The sequence below is a fragment of the Mesorhizobium sp. WSM3224 genome (assembly GCF_000427725.1).
Lineage (GTDB): Bacteria > Pseudomonadota > Alphaproteobacteria > Rhizobiales > Rhizobiaceae > Mesorhizobium.
The window spans coordinates 379135-394315 of record NZ_ATYO01000001.1 but is presented as its reverse complement, the minus strand read 5'-3'; the positions used below and the strand labels follow the sequence as shown (position 1 = coordinate 394315).

Here is a 15181-nt window from a genome sequence, read left to right as displayed (position 1 = left end):
CCCTCGACAGCCTATAGAATCTCGGTCTTGGCGATATGAATGCCAAAGCCCTCGAGACCGACATAGTGGCGTTCGCGCGAGGCGATCAGGTTGATCGAGGAGATGCCGAGGTCCTTCAGTATCTGCGCGCCGAGGCCGATCTCGCGCCACTCGTTCTCGCGGCGGCGGGCTTCCTCATGGTCCTCGCGGTCGCCGCTTGCCGGCCGCTTGCGCTCCTGATGGGCGACGCCGACCGAGCCTTCGCGCAGATAGACAATAACGCCGCGCCTGCGCTCGCCCATCGCCTTCATGATGCCGTCGAGCCGATGGCTGGTGCCGAAGACGTCGGTCACGACATCTTCGGAATGCAGGCGCACCGGCACCTCCTCGCCGTCACGGATATCGCCGAAGACGACCGCGACATGGTGCATGGAATCCCAGGGCAGCGTGTAGGTGAAGACCTGCGCCTTGCCGCCAAGCGTCTCGATGTCGGAACAGGCGACGCGTTCGACCAGCGTTTCCTTGCGCTGGCGATAGGCGATGAGGTCGGCGACCGACACCTGCTTCAGGCCATGCTCTTCGGCGAAGGCCTGCACTTGCGGCCCGCGCTTGACGGTGCCGTCGTCGTTGACCAGTTCGGAAATGACGCCGACCGGCGGCAGGCCGGCTAGCTTGCAGAGGTCGACCGCGGCCTCGGTATGGCCGGAGCGCATCAAGACGCCGCCTTCGCGCGCGATCAACGGGAAAATGTGGCCGGGACGCACGAAGTCGGAGGCGCCGACATTGCCGTTGGCGAGGTTGCGCACGGTGAGCGTGCGGTCGTCGGCCGAAATGCCCGTCGTGGTGCCGTGCTTGAAATCGACGCTGACCGTGAAGGCGGTGGTGTGGGCAGAGTCATTGTCCGCCACCATCGGCGCGAGGTTCAGCCGCCTGGCGTCTTCGCGCAGCATCGGCGTGCAGACGATGCCGGAGGTGTTGCGCACGATGAAGGCCATCTTCTCCGGCGTGCAGTGGACAGCCGCGACGATCAGGTCGCCCTCGTTCTCGCGCCCGTCATCGTCCATGACGACGACGATCTCGCCGCGCTCGAAGGCGCGGATCGCTTCGACGATCTTCTTCTGGTCGTATGGCATGGAACGCTCGCTTCGCTCGCAGGGGGTAGGGGAATAGGGCAGTAAGGGAGTAGGGGAAAGGAAAAAGTTGGCGACCTTGGCGGCCGGCTAACATACTCCCTACTGCCTTACTCCCCTACTCCCCTCCCCGTCTGTCCTCTGTGCCGCAGATAATGATCGGCGATCGCGCAGGCAACCATGGCCTCGCCGATCGGCACGGCGCGAATGCCGACGCATGGGTCGTGGCGGCCCTTGGTCATCACCTCGACGTCCTTGCCGTCCTTGTCGATCGACTGGCGCGGGGTCAGGATCGAGGAGGTCGGCTTGACGGCGAAGCGGGCGATAATCGCCTGGCCGGTCGAGATGCCGCCGAGGATGCCGCCGGCATTGTTGGACAAGAACACGGGCTTACCATCATTGCCCATGCGCATCTCGTCGGCGTTCTGCTCGCCGGTGATGTGGGCCGCCTCGAAACCGTTGCCGATTTCGACGCCCTTGACGGCGTTGATCGACATCAGGCCGGAAGCGATATCCTGGTCGAGCTTGGCATATATCGGCGCGCCGAGGCCGGCCGGCACGCCATCGGCGACGATCTCGATCACCGCGCCGACCGAGGAGCCGGCCTTTCGGATGCCGTCGAGATAGGCGGTGAACACCGGGACCGATGCCGGATCGGGGGTGAAGAACGGGTTTTCGGCGTCGCCGACGAAATTCCAGTTCCAGTTGGCGCGATCGATCGATTTCTCGCCCATCGAGACCAGCGCGCCGCGCACCACTATGCCGGGCACTATCCTGCGCGCCAGCGCGCCGGCCGCCACTCTGGCTGCCGTCTCGCGCGCCGAGGAACGGCCGCCGCCGCGATGGTCGCGCAGGCCGTATTTGACGTCATAGGTGTAGTCGGCATGGCCAGGACGGTACTGGCGGGCGATCTCGCCATAGTCCTTGGAGCGCTGGTCGACATTCTCGATCAGCATCGAGACAGGCGTGCCGGTGGTGACCATCGTCTCGCCGTCCTCGTCGAGGATGAAGCCGGACAGGATCTTGACCTCGTCCGGCTCGCGGCGCTGGGTGACGAAGCGCGACTGGCCGGGCCGGCGCCTGTCGAGCTCGGCCTGGATGTCCTCGCGCCTGAAGCGGATGCCGGGCGGGCAGCCGTCGACAACGCAGCCGAGCGCCGCGCCATGGCTTTCACCCCAGGTGGTGACGCGAAAGAGATGGCCGAATGTGTTGTGAGACATGAAGGTTTGTCCTGCCCGGCGGCGAGCCGCTAAGGCTGCGTTCTATTGGCGTTTTCCACAGTGGTCAAACGGTGATCGGATGCATCAAACTGTGATATTGCGGATTTAGTTTTGACACATTCGGTTGGTTTCTGCTCTCTTCCCATCCGCCGTTGAGGACCCGCCGCTGACCAACCGGCGCAATGACCTAAAGAGGACGACGATGCGTACCCTGATCGGCGCTGCCTGCGCCATGTTGCTGATTTCCACCTCCGCCGCGTTCGCCGGCCAGACCGAAGGCCTGATCAAGAAGGTCGACAAGGACACGCTGACGCTGACGCTTGACGACGGCAAGGCCTACAAGCTCAACGCAGAGACCGATCTCGACTCGCTGAAGCCTGGCATGGACATCGTCCTCGCCTACGATGTGACCAATGGCGAGAATGTCGTGACGGATATGCAGTTGCCCGACAGCGACCAGAATTAATTTATGCCGCGAGGCCCGCATTGCGCCGGGACCGACCTTAGACGTTGGCCGGAACGCCGAAGCTTCGTCATGTATGGACGGCCCCTCTTGCCCAAGAGGGGCCGTCCATACATGACGAAGCGGAGACGCGTCTTCCTCACAACCACTCCAGGCTGCGACCCTCCAGCCGCAGCAGGCGGTCCTGCGGGACCTCGAGGCCGGCGGCTTCCTGCTTGGACAAGCCGGCAACGAAGCGGAAGAAGCAGCGTATGACGCCGCCATGGGTGACGCAGACCGTCGGCTGACGGAGCGCGTCGAACCAGGGCTTCATCCGCTCGAGCAGCATCTCGTAGCTTTCGGCGCCCTCGCCGGGCGGCTGAAAATCCCATTTGGCGGCGCGGCGGCCGTCGGTTGAACCGGGGGCACGTTTCTCGAGCTCGGCGAAGGTGAAGCCCTGCCAGTCGCCGAAGCTTATTTCCACCAGACGCGGGTCGGTGCGGTAGGCGGAGGGGTCAAGCCCCATCGCGGCGCGCATCAATTCCATCGTCTCGCGCGTGCGCCGCATCGGGCTGGCGACGAAATCGAAATCCTGGCCCTTGCCGATCAGCGCGGCCAGCCGCTCGCCGTTGCGCCTCGCCTGCTCGCGGCCGAATGCGTTGATGTCGGTGTCGGCCTGGCCCTGCAGGCGACGCTCGGCATTCCACTCGGTCTGGCCATGGCGCGCGATGTAGACGAGCGGGTACATCAGGTCTTCCGAGGTCGGGCCAGGGCCTGGGACGAAGTTAGGCGAAGCGGGTTATTCCTTGACGGTCGAGATATCCGGCGCGTCGACCGCCTTCATGCCGACGACATGGTAGCCGGAATCGACATGATGGACTTCGCCGGTCACGCCGCGCGACAGGTCCGACAGGAAGTAGACGGCGGAATCGCCGACCTCTTCCTGCGTTACCGTCTGCTTGAGCGGCGAATTGTACTCGTTCCACTTCAAGATGTAGCGGAAGTCGCCGATGCCGGAAGCGGCGAGCGTCTTGATCGGGCCGGCCGAAATCGCGTTGACGCGGATCTTCTTGCCGCCGAGGTCGACGGCGAGATAACGCACGCTCGCTTCGAGCGCCGCCTTGGCGACGCCCATGACGTTATAGTGCGGCATCACCTTCTCGGCGCCGTAATAGGTCAGCGTCAAAAGCGAGCCGCCATCCGTCATCAGCGGCTCGGCGCGCTTGGCGATGGTGGTGAAGGAAAACACCGAAATGTCCATGGTGCGCAGGAAATTGTCGCGCGTCGTCTCCACATAGCGGCCGGTGAGCTCGTCCTTGTCAGAGAAAGCGATGGCGTGGACGAGGAAGTCGAGCTTGCCCCAGCGCTTGGCGATATCGGCAAAGACGGCGTCCAGGCTATCGGGATCAGTGACGTCGCAATGGCCAGCGACATGCGCGTTGAGTTCGGCCGCCAACGGCTCGACGCGCTTCTTGAACGCTTCGCCCTGATAGGTCAGCGCGATTTCGGCGCCGTGATCGGCGCAAGCCTTGGCGATACCGAAAGCGATCGACCGATTGTTGGCGACGCCCAGGATCAGGCCTCGCTTACCGGCCATCAGGCCTTGTCCACCCGCCATGTGCGCGTTCTCCGCAAGAATGTCTGCTTTGTGGAGTGCCTATCGCACAGGCACAAAGCCCCTTCAAGCGTTGAAAACAGACTGACCTGAGGAGAAAATCGCCGGGATCAGCCTTTTCGGTTGCGCATCAAGGCTTCGAGATCGGCGTCTCCGCCTTCCGGCAGCATCAGCCGCACATGGGCGTAGAGGTCGCCGTGGCCGCCTGTTTTTTCCGGCAGGCCCCTGCCCTTTAGGCGCAGCACCTTGTCCGAGCTCGACCATGCGGGGACATTGACCGCGAGCTTGCCAGTCGGCGTCTCGACCGCCACCTTGGCGCCGAGCACGGCGTCGGCCAGATCGACAGGCAGGTCGACATGCAGGTCGCGGCCCTCGATGCGGTAGCGCGAATGGCGGCGGATGTGGATCTTGACCAGCGCGTCGCCCGGCTGGCCTGGCCCCTGCTCGCCCTGCCCCTTGAGGCGGATGGTCTGGCCTTCCTCGACATAGGCCGGAAGCTTGACAGCCATCTTGCGGCCATCGGGGAACATCGCCGTCACCTTCTCGGCGGTGGCGGCTTCCTCGACGCTGATGTCCAGCGTGACGTTCAAATCGGCGGCCTGGGCAGGCTGGCGACGATCGCCACCCCTGCCGGCGCCGCGCGCGCCGGAAAAAGCATCGCCGAATATCTGGCTGAAGATGTCGCTGTTGCCGTCGAACGGATCGCCGCCCGGCCGCCCGCTGCGAAACTCGAAATGCGCGCCGCCCGGGCCTTGCTGGCGCCGGAAGCCGGCGAACGGGTCGCCGCCGGCCGCACCTTCAAAACCATGGAATTTCGGCTTGCCGTCGGCGTCGATCTCGCCGCGATCGTAAGCGGCGCGCGTCTTCTCGTCGCCGACGATCTCGTAAGCCTGGTTGGCGGCGGCAAAACGGTCCTTCGCCTTCGGATCATTCGGATTCTGATCCGGATGATGCTTCTTGGCGAGCTTGCGGTAAGCCGATTTTATGTCCTTGGCCGATGCGTTCTTGGCAACGCCCAGCACCTCATAGGGGTCGCGCATGCTTCCTGCCTGCAAGAGGGAATGGATTTGTAGTCGCCCCCTATATGCGCTCGCATAGGAAGAAATTCCAGTGGCGCAAGGGCAATTTGCGCGAAACTCAGAGCGCCTTGAATTCCTGCATGCGCCAGCCGCCGGCGCCGGCCAGGCACAGCTCGCCCTGGTAGAGGGCAACGCCGTCGAAGCTCTCGCGCGTGGCGCTGAAACGGCGGCAGGTCAGGCCGCCATCCTTCAACTCCACCAGCTCGGTGATCGCGCCGCGCGAGCCGGTGCCTGCGTTGGCCCATGGTACCGTCTGGCCGCCAAGCTCCTTGATGTCGGCGGAAGAGACAGCGTTGCCGATGGTGGTCTGGTCGGAGTCCTTGTCGCCCGCCGCCGGGGCGGCGGGCGAGAACGGCGCGCTGGAGGTGATGATCGAGCGGTCGACCTCAGCCTTTTCCAGGCTGAAACCGCCGGCGCCGCAAGCGGCAAGCGGCAGCACCGCCGACACGACCACAGCCTTGACGCTGGCCGAAGCGATAACGCCCCATTGCCTGCTGTCAAAAGCTTGCGCGATACGCAACAATCGGCGAACTCCTCCCGCAACGGTAAAAATTTGGAAAACTATGAACGAAACCGAGTTAACAAGCAGTGACTTCACCGAGGCCGCGGAGCCGTTCAGGCTCTTTGCCGCATGGCTGGAGGACGCCACCAAAAGCGAGATCAATGACGCCAACGGCGTCGCCCTGGCGACCGTCGATGCCGACGGCATGCCGGATGTGCGCATGGTGCTGCTCAAGGGGTTCGACGAAAAGGGGTTTGTCTTCTACACGAATTTCGAAAGCGCCAAGGGCCGCGAGATTCTTGGCAGCATGAAGGCCGCGATGTGCTTCCACTGGAAATCGCTGCGCCGGCAGGTGCGCGTGCGCGGGCCGGTGGAGATCGTCAGCGACGCCGAGGCCGACGCCTATTACGCAACGCGGCCGCGCGGCAGCCGCATCGGCGCCTGGGCCTCGAAACAGTCGCGGCCGCTGGAGAGCCGCTTCGCGCTGGAAAAAGCGGTAGCCGAGTACACGGCGCGCTACGCCATCGGCGAAATCCCCCGGCCAAAACACTGGTCGGGCTTCCGCATCCTGCCGCAGACGATCGAGTTCTGGCACGACAGGCCGTTCCGCCTGCATGACCGTGTCGTCTTTTCGCGCAACGCCGCGGGCGGCTGGGACAAGGCCAGGCTGTATCCCTGACGTTCCCGAGGATGGTGCGCAGGGTGCGATCTCACGTTGATCCGACTGCAAAGAGGTGACCCATGAGTCTGTTCCTGGCCTTTCTCGGTGTCTCGTTCATCGTGCTCGCCACGCCGGGGCCCGATACCGCCATCACCATTCGCAACACGCTGCTCGGCGGCCGCATGGCCGGCGTGTTCACCGCGCTCGGCATCTCAAGCGGCCAGACGATCTGGGCGCTTGCCACCAGCGCCGGCATCGTCGCGCTTCTGGTCGCTTCGGAGCCGCTGTTCCTCGCGGTCAAGTATGCGGGCGCCGCCTATCTCATCTATCTCGGCTTCAAGGCGCTGCAGGAGGCCTGGCGGCCCTCGCATCAGCAGGACATGGCAACCATCGCGGGGCCGTCACGGCGGCTGACCAGTGCAAACGCCTATCGCCAGGGCCTGATCAGCGACCTTGGCAATCCGAAGATGGCGGTGTTCTTTGCAAGCCTCCTGCCGCAATTCGTGCCGCCCGGCGGGGAAAGTTTCCTCGCGCTGCTCTGCCTCGGAGCGGTCTTCGCCATCATGACCTTTGCCTGGCTGGCTCTCTGCGCGACGGTGGTGGCCAAGGCAGGGGACTTCCTGCGCCGGCCATCGATCCGTCGCGCCATCGAAGGCGTCACCGGAATCGTGCTGATCGGCCTCGGCATCCGCATCGCGGCGGAGCACCGATAGCTCCGGCTATTTCTTCCGGGTCATGAAAGCCGTCAGCGCGGCGCGCGCCTCGTCGGAGGTCAGCCGCTCCCGGAAATGCTCGCTTTCGACCTTGATGCGGGCAATCAGCGCTTCGCGCGGCTCGCGCATGAGGTCGCGCGCGATCTTCAGCGCCTGCGGCGGCTTGGCGGCGATGCCGTTGGCGGCAGCCAGCACCGCACCTTCGAGCGCGTCTTCCGCGACCACTTCATAGATCAGTCCGGCGGCCTTGGCGCGCTCGGCCGAGAAACCCTCGCCGAGGCCGAGCAGCGCGAAGGCGCCCTGGCGTCCCAGGAGCTGCGGCGCGATCAGGCTGGAACCGGCCTCCGGCACCAGGCCGAGATCGACGAAGGGCGTGCGGAAGAGCGTGCGCGGCGTGGCGAAGGTCAGGTCGCAGTGCAGGTTGAGCGTGGTGCCGATGCCGACGGCGATGCCGTCGACGCCCGAAACCATCGGCTTTTGCGACCTGGCCAGCGCCATCAGGAAATCCCAAACCTCGTTGCCGCCCTCGCCGCCAGTGGCGATGACCAGGAAATCGGCGAGGTCGTTGCCGGAGGAGAAAGCGCCAGGAACGCCGAGGAAGACATGCACGCGCACCGCCGGATCGGCATCGCCTTCGGCGAGCGCCGCCGACATCTTGGCGTACATGGCGCGCGTCAGCGCATTCTTCTTGTCCGGACGGTTGATGCGTATGATCTGCACGGCGCCCTGGCGCTCGATGAGAATATGGTCGGTCACGGTTGGTCCTTTGAACGTCAGGATGCTTAAGCGGAGATCAGCGCCTTGCCTGCGGCGGCAAGGCTTTCGGCGCCGTCGATGACGCGCTCCTTCAAGGCGCGCGTCTCGCCAAGCAGGTTTTCGGCAAAGAAGCGGCAGAGCGCGATGCGGCCGCGGTCGGCCCGCCCGCCCTGCGCCAGATAGGCGCCGCCCGCGGCAAGCGAGATCAGCCGCAGATAAGGTGTGGCGCCAGCCATCGCGGCGTCGGCCTCGCCGTCGGCAAGCAGCTTTTGCAGGAAGCGCGTCGCCTCGTCGAGATCGGCCAGCGCGCGGTCGAGATTGTCGGCGGTGCGGCCGAAGCCTTCGATATTGGAGGTGCGCACCGCATCGGCGACCGCCTTGAGCTCGCCGATATAGCGATGCACATGCTCGCCGTTGCCAAGCGGCAGTTTGCGCGAGACGAGGTCGATCGCCTGGATGCCGTTGGTGCCTTCATAGATCGGCGCGATGCGCGCGTCGCGATAAAGGGCGGCAGCGCCCGTCTCCTCGATGAAGCCCATGCCGCCATGCACCTGGACACCAAGCGATGCCACCTCGACGCCGACATCGGTGGAGAAGGCTTTCGCAAGCGGCGTCAGCAAATTGGCGCGGTCGCGCCAGTTGGCTGCGGCCTCGCCCTCGGCGACACGCGCGCGGTCGATGGCATGCGCGCAGGAATAGCTGATCGCGCGTGCGATCTGGGTCAGCGCCTTCATGGTGAGAAGATTGCGCTGCACGTCGGGGTGATGGACGATCGGCGCCATGCCGGAGCCTGAATAGTCCGATGCCTTGCCCTGGCGCCGCTCATTGGCATAGGCGATCGCCTTCTGTGTCGCGGTCTCGGCCACGGCCACGCCCTGCATGCCGACGGCAAGGCGGGCGTTGTTCATCATCGTGAACATGCAGGCCAGCCCCTTGTTCTCCTCGCCGATCAGCCAGCCGACGGCGCCGGGCGTCACTCCCTGAAAGCCGTCGCCATAGATCATCGTGCAGGTCGGCGAGGCATGGATGCCTAGCTTGTGCTCGAGGCCGGAACAGAAGACGTCGTTGCGTGCGCCGAGCGAACCGTCGTCATTGACGAAGAACTTCGGCACCAAAAACAGCGAGATGCCCCGCGTGCCGGCCGGCGCGTCGGGCAGCCGCGCCAGCACCAGATGCACGATGTTGTCGGTGAAATCATGCTCGCCATAGGTGATGAAGATCTTCTGGCCGAAGATGCGGTAGGTACCGTCGCCGACCGGCTCGGCGCGGCTGCGCAGCGCGCCGAGGTCAGAGCCCGCCTGCGGCTCGGTCAGGTTCATCGTTCCCATCCACTCGCCCGAGACGAGTTTGGCCAGATATTTCTGCTTCAGCGCCTCGGAAGCGTGTTTGTCGAGCGCCTCGACCGCGCCCATGGTCAGCGTCGGGCCGATGCCGAACGCCATGGCGGCGGAGTTCCACATTTCGAGCGCGGCGACGCCAAGCATCGTCGGCAGACCCTGACCGCCATATTCCTCCGGCCCGGACAGTGCGTTCCAGCCGCCTTCGATCCAGCGCCGGTAAAGCTCCTTCCAGCCGGGCGGCGTGGTGACGGCCGCATCCTTCAGCACCGCGCCATGCTCGTCGCCGATCTTGTAGAGGGGAGCAACCTCGTCGCTGGCAAAACGTCCCGCTTCAGCCAGGATCGCGTCGACGAGGTCCTCGCCGAGATCGCCGAAAGTGCCGGCATCCAGCGCCGGCTTCAGCCCGGCCACCTGCTTCAGCGTGAAGGCGATGTCCTCGACCGGTGCGCGATACATGTTTGCTTCTCCTCCTCCGTTCCAGCCAATCGTAGTGCATGGCCGAAGCGAAACCATCCGTCTTTGGGCCCGGTTCGCACCTTCTTTTTACGTAAACGTCAAATTTTGTCACGCGGATTTTACGCGGGCGTCGTTATCCACGGACGGAGCGGGAGCGCAGACCCGAGGATCCTGCCGTGACCGCAGCCAAAGGGTGCAGCGGAGCAGAATTCTGGACCGTTGCAACGCGTCGAAGTCACGGAATGGATCCTCGGGTCTGCGCGCGTCGCTTCGCTCCTTGCTCCGCCCGTGGATGACGAACCCGCGAAGGCTTCGGCCAATTTTCGAGGCATTGTTGCCTTCAAAATTACTGCAACAGGGAACTGCATCCCGCTATAATCTGCTGGGGCAGATCACAGACAGACCGGACACCACCCATGCTTGCCAGACCTGACGCTTATCGCTGCATCGAATGCGGGCTGCCCTATCGGGCCCCAAGCTTCAGCTACTATCACGGCATGCTCGAGGAAGGCCCCGCCTATTGGACCGATCGCGGTATCTTGTGCTCGGCGCAATGTTCGCTGGCGCATCACAAGAAACGCAGGGCCGAAGGCACGCTGCCACAGGAGCCGGCGCCCGATCCGTTCGAGGTCCCGTCGCTGTTGCGGCGCTGAAGCCTTGCCGATAGCTCAGCGTATGCTGCGGCCTACCGCCTGCAGGGCCAGGAAGGCTTCGTAACGCTTGTCATGCCACGTCCGCATGGCGCCGGCTGCCGGCCGGAAAACGTCGCCAAGCCGGGACATGGCAGGCATGGCGGTCGAAAGGTCGGGGTAACGGCCGGCCGCGACCGCTCCGAGCATCGCGGCGCCCAGCAGCACCGGTTCCGGCGATTGCGAGGCGGCGACCGGCAGGCCGGCGGTGTCGGCAAGCAGTTGGCGTACCAGTGGCGACTGCCCGGCGCCGCCGCTGATGACGATGGTGTCGACGGCAAGACCGGACGATCCCTGCGCCGCCACGATCTGGCGCACGCCATAGCCCAGGCCGCAAAGGCCGGCCACGTAAAGGCCGACAAGACTTTCGACGGAACGGTCGGTGCCCAGCCCGGCGATCAGGCCGCGGGCATCCGGATCCGCGAACGGCGAACGATTGCCGAGGAACTCGGGCACGACGTGGATGCTTCCCGCGAGCGTGGCGGCCGCCGACAGGTCGGGCGAAGCCGCCGTGGCGGCCGCGGCCAGCCAATCGGCAAGCGATTTGCCTTCTGCCGCGGCATGCGCGGAAGCCTCGGCTGCGGCCGGGTGGAACCGCACCAGAAGATCGATGGCCGCGCCGGCCGCCGACTGACCGCCCTCGCTCAGCCAAAACCCCGGCACCATGGCGGAATAATAAGGCCCCCACACGCCAGGCACGAAGGCAGGGCCTTCGCTGCTCGCCATGGTGCAGGCTGATGTGCCGAGCACATAGGCCATGCGCGACGAGATGGTGCCGGTATCGCCGGCGGCACCCACCGTGCCGACGCCGCCGGCATGGGCATCGATCAGCCCGGCAGCGACGATTGTACCTGCAACCAGTCCCAATTCAGCCGCGGCCGCCTCCGTCAGGCCGGCACCCACCGCCGTGCCTGGATCGACCACTTCGGTGCCGATGCGGGCAAAATGCTCGTCGGCAAGTTCGCCAAGCCCGATAGCGTGGAAATAGCTCTCGTCCCAGCGCCGCTCATGGGCGAGATAGGTCCACTTGCAGGCCAGGGTGCAAACCGAGCGGGCCAGGCTGCCGGTGGCGCGCCAGGTCAGATAGTCGGCCAGGTCGAAGAAATGCGCGGCCGCAGCGAAGGTCTCGGGCAGGTTCTCCTTCAGCCATAGCAGCTTCGGCGTTTCCATCTCCGGCGAAATGACGCCGCCGACATAGTCGAGGACCGGATGCCGGCCGGCATTGATGCGCCTGGTCTGGTCGAGGGCGCGATGATCCATCCAGACGATGATGTTCCTGTCGCTGTCTCCCGAATGGCCCACCGGCAGGGCCTCGCCGTCGTCGCCGACCACCACAAGGGAACAGGTTGCGTCAAAGCCGACGCCGCCGATCTTGCGGGGCTCCACGCCTGATTTTGCAACCGCGTCGCGGACGCTGGCGCACACCGCCTGCCAGATGTCCCGGCTGGACTGCTCGGCGATCTCGCCGGGCTCGATGAAGAGAGCGATGTCGCGCTTGGCTGAAGCCAGGAGCTCGCCGCGCTCATCGAAGACGCCGGCGCGCGCGCTGCCGGTGCCGACATCGATGCCGATGAAGTGGGAAGGCATGGGGGACCTCAAAGGTAAGTGAGTAGGCAGTAGGCAGTAGGCAGTAGGCAGTAGAAAAAATGGTCCGCGTTGGATGGCCGGAGGCAACTGCCCCTTCCCTATTCCCTACTGCCTAAATCCTACTGCCTACAGATCATTGCTCTGCGGCAGGATCACCAGGTCGCGAATGGTGATGTTTCGCGGCCGCGTGAGCATGAACAGGACGGCCTCCGCGACCTCGGTGGGCTGCATCAGGCCACCGGCCGCCAGCTCGTCCTCGAGCTTCTGCTTCGGCCAATCGCTGATCAGCGCCGTCACCACCGGCCCTGGTGCCACGGCGCCGACGCGCAGGCCGTGCTTGGCCACCTGCCTGCGCAGCGTATGGACGAACGCCTGTATGGCATGTTTCGAGGCCGTGTAGACCGGCTCCCAGACGACGGGGACGAGACCCGCAATTGAACTGGTGACGATGATATCTCCGGTCTTGCGCTCGACCATATGCGGCAGCACCGCGTGCACCGAGCGGAAGACCGAGTTGATGTTGAGGTTCAGCATGCGGTCCCAGGCGTCCGGGTCGCCGTTGAGGATCTCGCCGCCGACATAGGAGCCGGCATTGGCGTGAAAGATGTCAAGCTGGCCGGCCTTTTCGAGGATCCCAGGCATCATCGTCGCCACGCTCGCGGGGCTGGTGAGATCGACCACCAGCGGGATCGCGCTTTCGCCGAGTTCGGCGACGATCTCCTTCAGCTTGTCCTGCGCCCTGTCGACAAGCACCACCCGAGCGCCGGCGGCAAGCATCGCCCTGGCGCATTCGAGACCGATACCCGATGCCGCGCCGGTGACCGCGGCGACTTTTCCCGAAAGATTCTGAGCCATGTGTACCCTTCTCGTTTGAGCTGTTCAGGCGCGGCCGTGCGAGGCACGGGAACGGCGCGCGAGGGAGTCGACGATCACGGCGATCGCCAGCACGGCACCGGTGATCATGTAACGAAGCGACGAGGACAGATCGAGCAGCGTCAGGCCGCTGGCGATCGACTGGATGACGATGATGCCGAGCAGCGCGGAATAGGCGCTGCCGCGGCCGCCGAACAGGCTGGTGCCGCCGATGACCGCGGCGGCTATCGCGTTCAGGTTGACGTCGCCGGTGCCGGCCTGCTGGCTGGCGGAAGCGAGCCGCGCCGCCGCAAGCACGCCGCCAAGCGCGGCAAAGGTGGAGCACAGCGCGAAAGCGCTGAGATAGATGACGCGGACCTTGATACCGGCGCGCCGCGCCGCCTCGCGGTTGCCGCCGACGGCCGTCATCGAACGTCCCCATTTGGTTCTGGTCAGGGCGTAGTTCATCGCCGCCACAAGCCCGACGAAGAGGCCGAACATCCATGGGATGCCGCGCGACTGGTTGAGGTAGGCGACAATCAGCTCGAGACCGACGGTTATGGTGGCGACGCGCACGACGAGACCGGCCACGGACCGGGCCGACAGATTGGCCGCGCGGCGGCGCGCGAAGGTGCGAAGCCCGCTGACCAGCATGGCCAGGCCCGGGATCGCCGCCAGGGTGTGCGAGACCCATTTCGGCATCACCATCAGCTGGCCGAAATCCACCAGGGTGGAGCCATAGGGCAGGTTGATCGAGCCGGTCGAGCCAAGGATATAAAGCTGCATGCCCAGCACCGCGAGCAGACCGGCAAGCGTCGAGACGAAGCTCGGCATGCCCAGCCGGTTGAACAGCAGGGCGTAGAGCGAGCCGATCAGCGCGCCGAAGGCCAGCGCGGCGACAATGGCGAGCGCGACCGGCCACCCCTGATTGACCCAGAGCGTGCCGACCATCGCCGAGGCGAAACCGCTGACCGACCCGACGGAAAGGTCGATCTCACCGACCATCAGCACGCAAACGATGCCGAGCGCGATGACGCCGACCGTCGAACAGTCGAACAGGAGATTGACCAGATTGCTGCTCGAAACGAACACGGGGTTGAGACTGGTGAACACAGTCCAGATGACCACGAGGCCGACGACGACCGGCAGCGAGCCGAGATCGCCGCTGCGCACGCGATCGAGGAAGGAGCGGATCGCTCCGCCGAGACCTGCCTGATGCTTCACCCGCGCGTCGGCGCGGTCGAGCGCCAGCGGAGCGGAGGTGCTTTTCTCTGCCGTCATTGGCGTTGTTCCCCCGCCTGTGCGCTACCGGCGTGATCGCGCTCCATGCGCAGGCGCTCGGTGCGACGCGACACCGCGTTGTTGGACGCGCCGGTGATGGCGCTCACCAGGTCCTGGTTCGAAGCGTCGGGCTCGAAGACGCCGTTGTTGCGCCCCAGCCGCAGCACCACGATACGGTCGGCAACGGCGCGGACATCCTCCATGTTGTGGCTGATCATCACGACGCCGAGGCCGCGCGCGCGGACGCGGTCGATAAGGTTGAGCACCTCCGCCGTCTGGGCGACACCGAGCGCGGCGGTCGGCTCATCAAGGAGGATGAGTTTCGGCTCGAGCAGCAATGAGCGCGCGATGGCGACCGTCTGGCGCTGGCCGCCGGACAGCGAGGCGACCGCTTCGCGCACGCTCGGGATACGCGCCGACAATTCGTTGAGCAGCGTCCAGGCCCGCATTTCCATCGCCACTTCGTCCAGCCGCAGCGGGCTGAGCTCATTGCCGAGGAATATGTTCGCCACCACGTCGAGATTTTCGCACAGCGCGAGATCCTGGAACACCGTGGCGATGCCCAGCGTCAGCGCTGCTCGCGGGTCGGGCAGCGTGACCGCGCTGCCGCGAAAATTGATCGTCCCCGAGCTCGGGTGGTGCACGCCGGCAAGAATCTTGACCAGCGTCGACTTGCCGGCGCCGTTGTCGCCGACCAAGGCCACGACCTCGCCGGCATGCACGTCGAAGTCGATATCGGTCAGCGCCGAGACGGCACCGAAATTCTTCGATATGCCGCGCAGGCTGAGCACCAACTCGCCGACGGAAGCCGATCCTTCGGGACTCTCACTCATGCGCTGACCTTTCGTGACGATCGTGTTCCCTGGACATCCGGCCGCC

At 65.2% G+C, this 15181-nt stretch carries 16 protein-coding genes; 4 read left to right on the top strand and 12 right to left on the bottom strand.

Translation table 11 applies throughout. The features are described from left to right. Positions 1–11 precede the first annotated feature (11 nt). Both ribB and aroC read right to left on the bottom strand, forming a co-directional pair. Positions 12–1112: a 3,4-dihydroxy-2-butanone-4-phosphate synthase gene (ribB, locus tag YU3_RS0101880; RefSeq protein ID WP_027164640.1), complete on the bottom strand. Its 1101-nt coding sequence runs from the start codon at positions 1110–1112 to the stop codon at positions 12–14. A 107-nt stretch (positions 1113–1219) separates the two neighbouring features. After that, positions 1220–2329, bottom strand: coding sequence for a chorismate synthase (gene aroC / locus YU3_RS0101875; RefSeq protein WP_027164639.1), 1110 nt, complete (start codon positions 2327–2329; stop codon positions 1220–1222). Positions 2330–2531: 202 nt separating this feature from the next. Here aroC and YU3_RS0101870 point away from each other — a divergent pair, with 202 nt between their 5' ends. Continuing rightward, positions 2532–2795: a DUF1344 domain-containing protein gene (locus YU3_RS0101870; RefSeq protein ID WP_027164638.1), complete on the top strand. Its 264-nt coding sequence runs from the start codon at positions 2532–2534 to the stop codon at positions 2793–2795. Positions 2796–2931: 136 nt separating this feature from the next. Here the strand turns inward: YU3_RS0101870 and YU3_RS0101865 are convergent, their stop codons facing one another. The 4 genes from YU3_RS0101865 to YU3_RS0101850 all read right to left on the bottom strand — a co-directional run bounded on the left by YU3_RS0101865 (position 2932) and on the right by YU3_RS0101850 (position 5988). After that, a complete protein-coding gene (locus tag YU3_RS0101865; RefSeq protein WP_027164637.1) occupies positions 2932–3519 on the bottom strand; it encodes a histidine phosphatase family protein in 588 nt (195 codons plus the stop codon). Between the two features lie 51 nt (positions 3520–3570). Then, positions 3571–4389, bottom strand: a complete 819-nt coding sequence (fabI, locus tag YU3_RS0101860) for an enoyl-ACP reductase FabI (protein ID WP_027164636.1) — start codon at positions 4387–4389, stop codon at positions 3571–3573. A gap of 107 nt (positions 4390–4496) precedes the next feature. After that, positions 4497–5426: a DnaJ C-terminal domain-containing protein gene (locus YU3_RS0101855; RefSeq protein ID WP_027164635.1), complete on the bottom strand. Its 930-nt coding sequence runs from the start codon at positions 5424–5426 to the stop codon at positions 4497–4499. Between the two features lie 97 nt (positions 5427–5523). Then, on the bottom strand, positions 5524–5988 hold the full coding sequence (locus YU3_RS0101850) for an RT0821/Lpp0805 family surface protein (RefSeq protein WP_027164634.1): 465 nt from the start codon (positions 5986–5988) through the stop codon (positions 5524–5526). Between the two features lie 40 nt (positions 5989–6028). Here YU3_RS0101850 and pdxH point away from each other — a divergent pair, with 40 nt between their 5' ends. Further along, complete coding sequence (gene pdxH, locus YU3_RS0101845; RefSeq protein WP_027164633.1) at positions 6029–6646, top strand: pyridoxamine 5'-phosphate oxidase; 618 nt, start codon at positions 6029–6031, stop codon at positions 6644–6646. Between the two features lie 62 nt (positions 6647–6708). Further along, positions 6709–7341: a LysE family translocator gene (locus YU3_RS0101840; protein ID WP_027164632.1), complete on the top strand. Its 633-nt coding sequence runs from the start codon at positions 6709–6711 to the stop codon at positions 7339–7341. Positions 7342–7347: 6 nt separating this feature from the next. Here the strand turns inward: YU3_RS0101840 and YU3_RS0101835 are convergent, their stop codons facing one another. Continuing rightward, complete coding sequence (locus YU3_RS0101835) at positions 7348–8097, bottom strand: crotonase/enoyl-CoA hydratase family protein (RefSeq protein WP_027164631.1); 750 nt, start codon at positions 8095–8097, stop codon at positions 7348–7350. A 26-nt stretch (positions 8098–8123) separates the two neighbouring features. Further along, complete coding sequence (locus YU3_RS0101830) at positions 8124–9893, bottom strand: acyl-CoA dehydrogenase family protein (RefSeq protein WP_027164630.1); 1770 nt, start codon at positions 9891–9893, stop codon at positions 8124–8126. A 416-nt stretch (positions 9894–10309) separates the two neighbouring features. Between YU3_RS0101830 and YU3_RS0101825 the strand changes: the two genes are divergently transcribed. Further along, positions 10310–10546: a hypothetical protein gene (locus YU3_RS0101825; RefSeq protein ID WP_027164629.1), complete on the top strand. Its 237-nt coding sequence runs from the start codon at positions 10310–10312 to the stop codon at positions 10544–10546. 15 nt (positions 10547–10561) lie between these two features. Here the strand turns inward: YU3_RS0101825 and YU3_RS0101820 are convergent, their stop codons facing one another. The 4 genes from YU3_RS0101820 to YU3_RS0101805 form a co-directional block, all read right to left on the bottom strand. Continuing rightward, positions 10562–12181, bottom strand: coding sequence for an FGGY-family carbohydrate kinase (locus YU3_RS0101820; protein WP_027164628.1), 1620 nt, complete (start codon positions 12179–12181; stop codon positions 10562–10564). Positions 12182–12295: 114 nt separating this feature from the next. Next, positions 12296–13024 carry an SDR family oxidoreductase gene (locus YU3_RS0101815; RefSeq protein WP_027164627.1) on the bottom strand — a complete coding sequence of 243 codons (729 nt, stop codon included), beginning with the start codon at positions 13022–13024 and terminating at the stop codon, positions 12296–12298. 24 nt (positions 13025–13048) lie between these two features. Next, positions 13049–14302, bottom strand: coding sequence for an ABC transporter permease (locus tag YU3_RS0101810; RefSeq protein ID WP_027164626.1), 1254 nt, complete (start codon positions 14300–14302; stop codon positions 13049–13051). Beyond that, a complete protein-coding gene (locus tag YU3_RS0101805; RefSeq protein ID WP_027164625.1) occupies positions 14299–15135 on the bottom strand; it encodes an ATP-binding cassette domain-containing protein in 837 nt (278 codons plus the stop codon). The genes YU3_RS0101810 and YU3_RS0101805 overlap by 4 nt, the downstream gene beginning before the upstream one ends. Between the last annotated feature and the right edge of the window lie 46 nt (positions 15136–15181).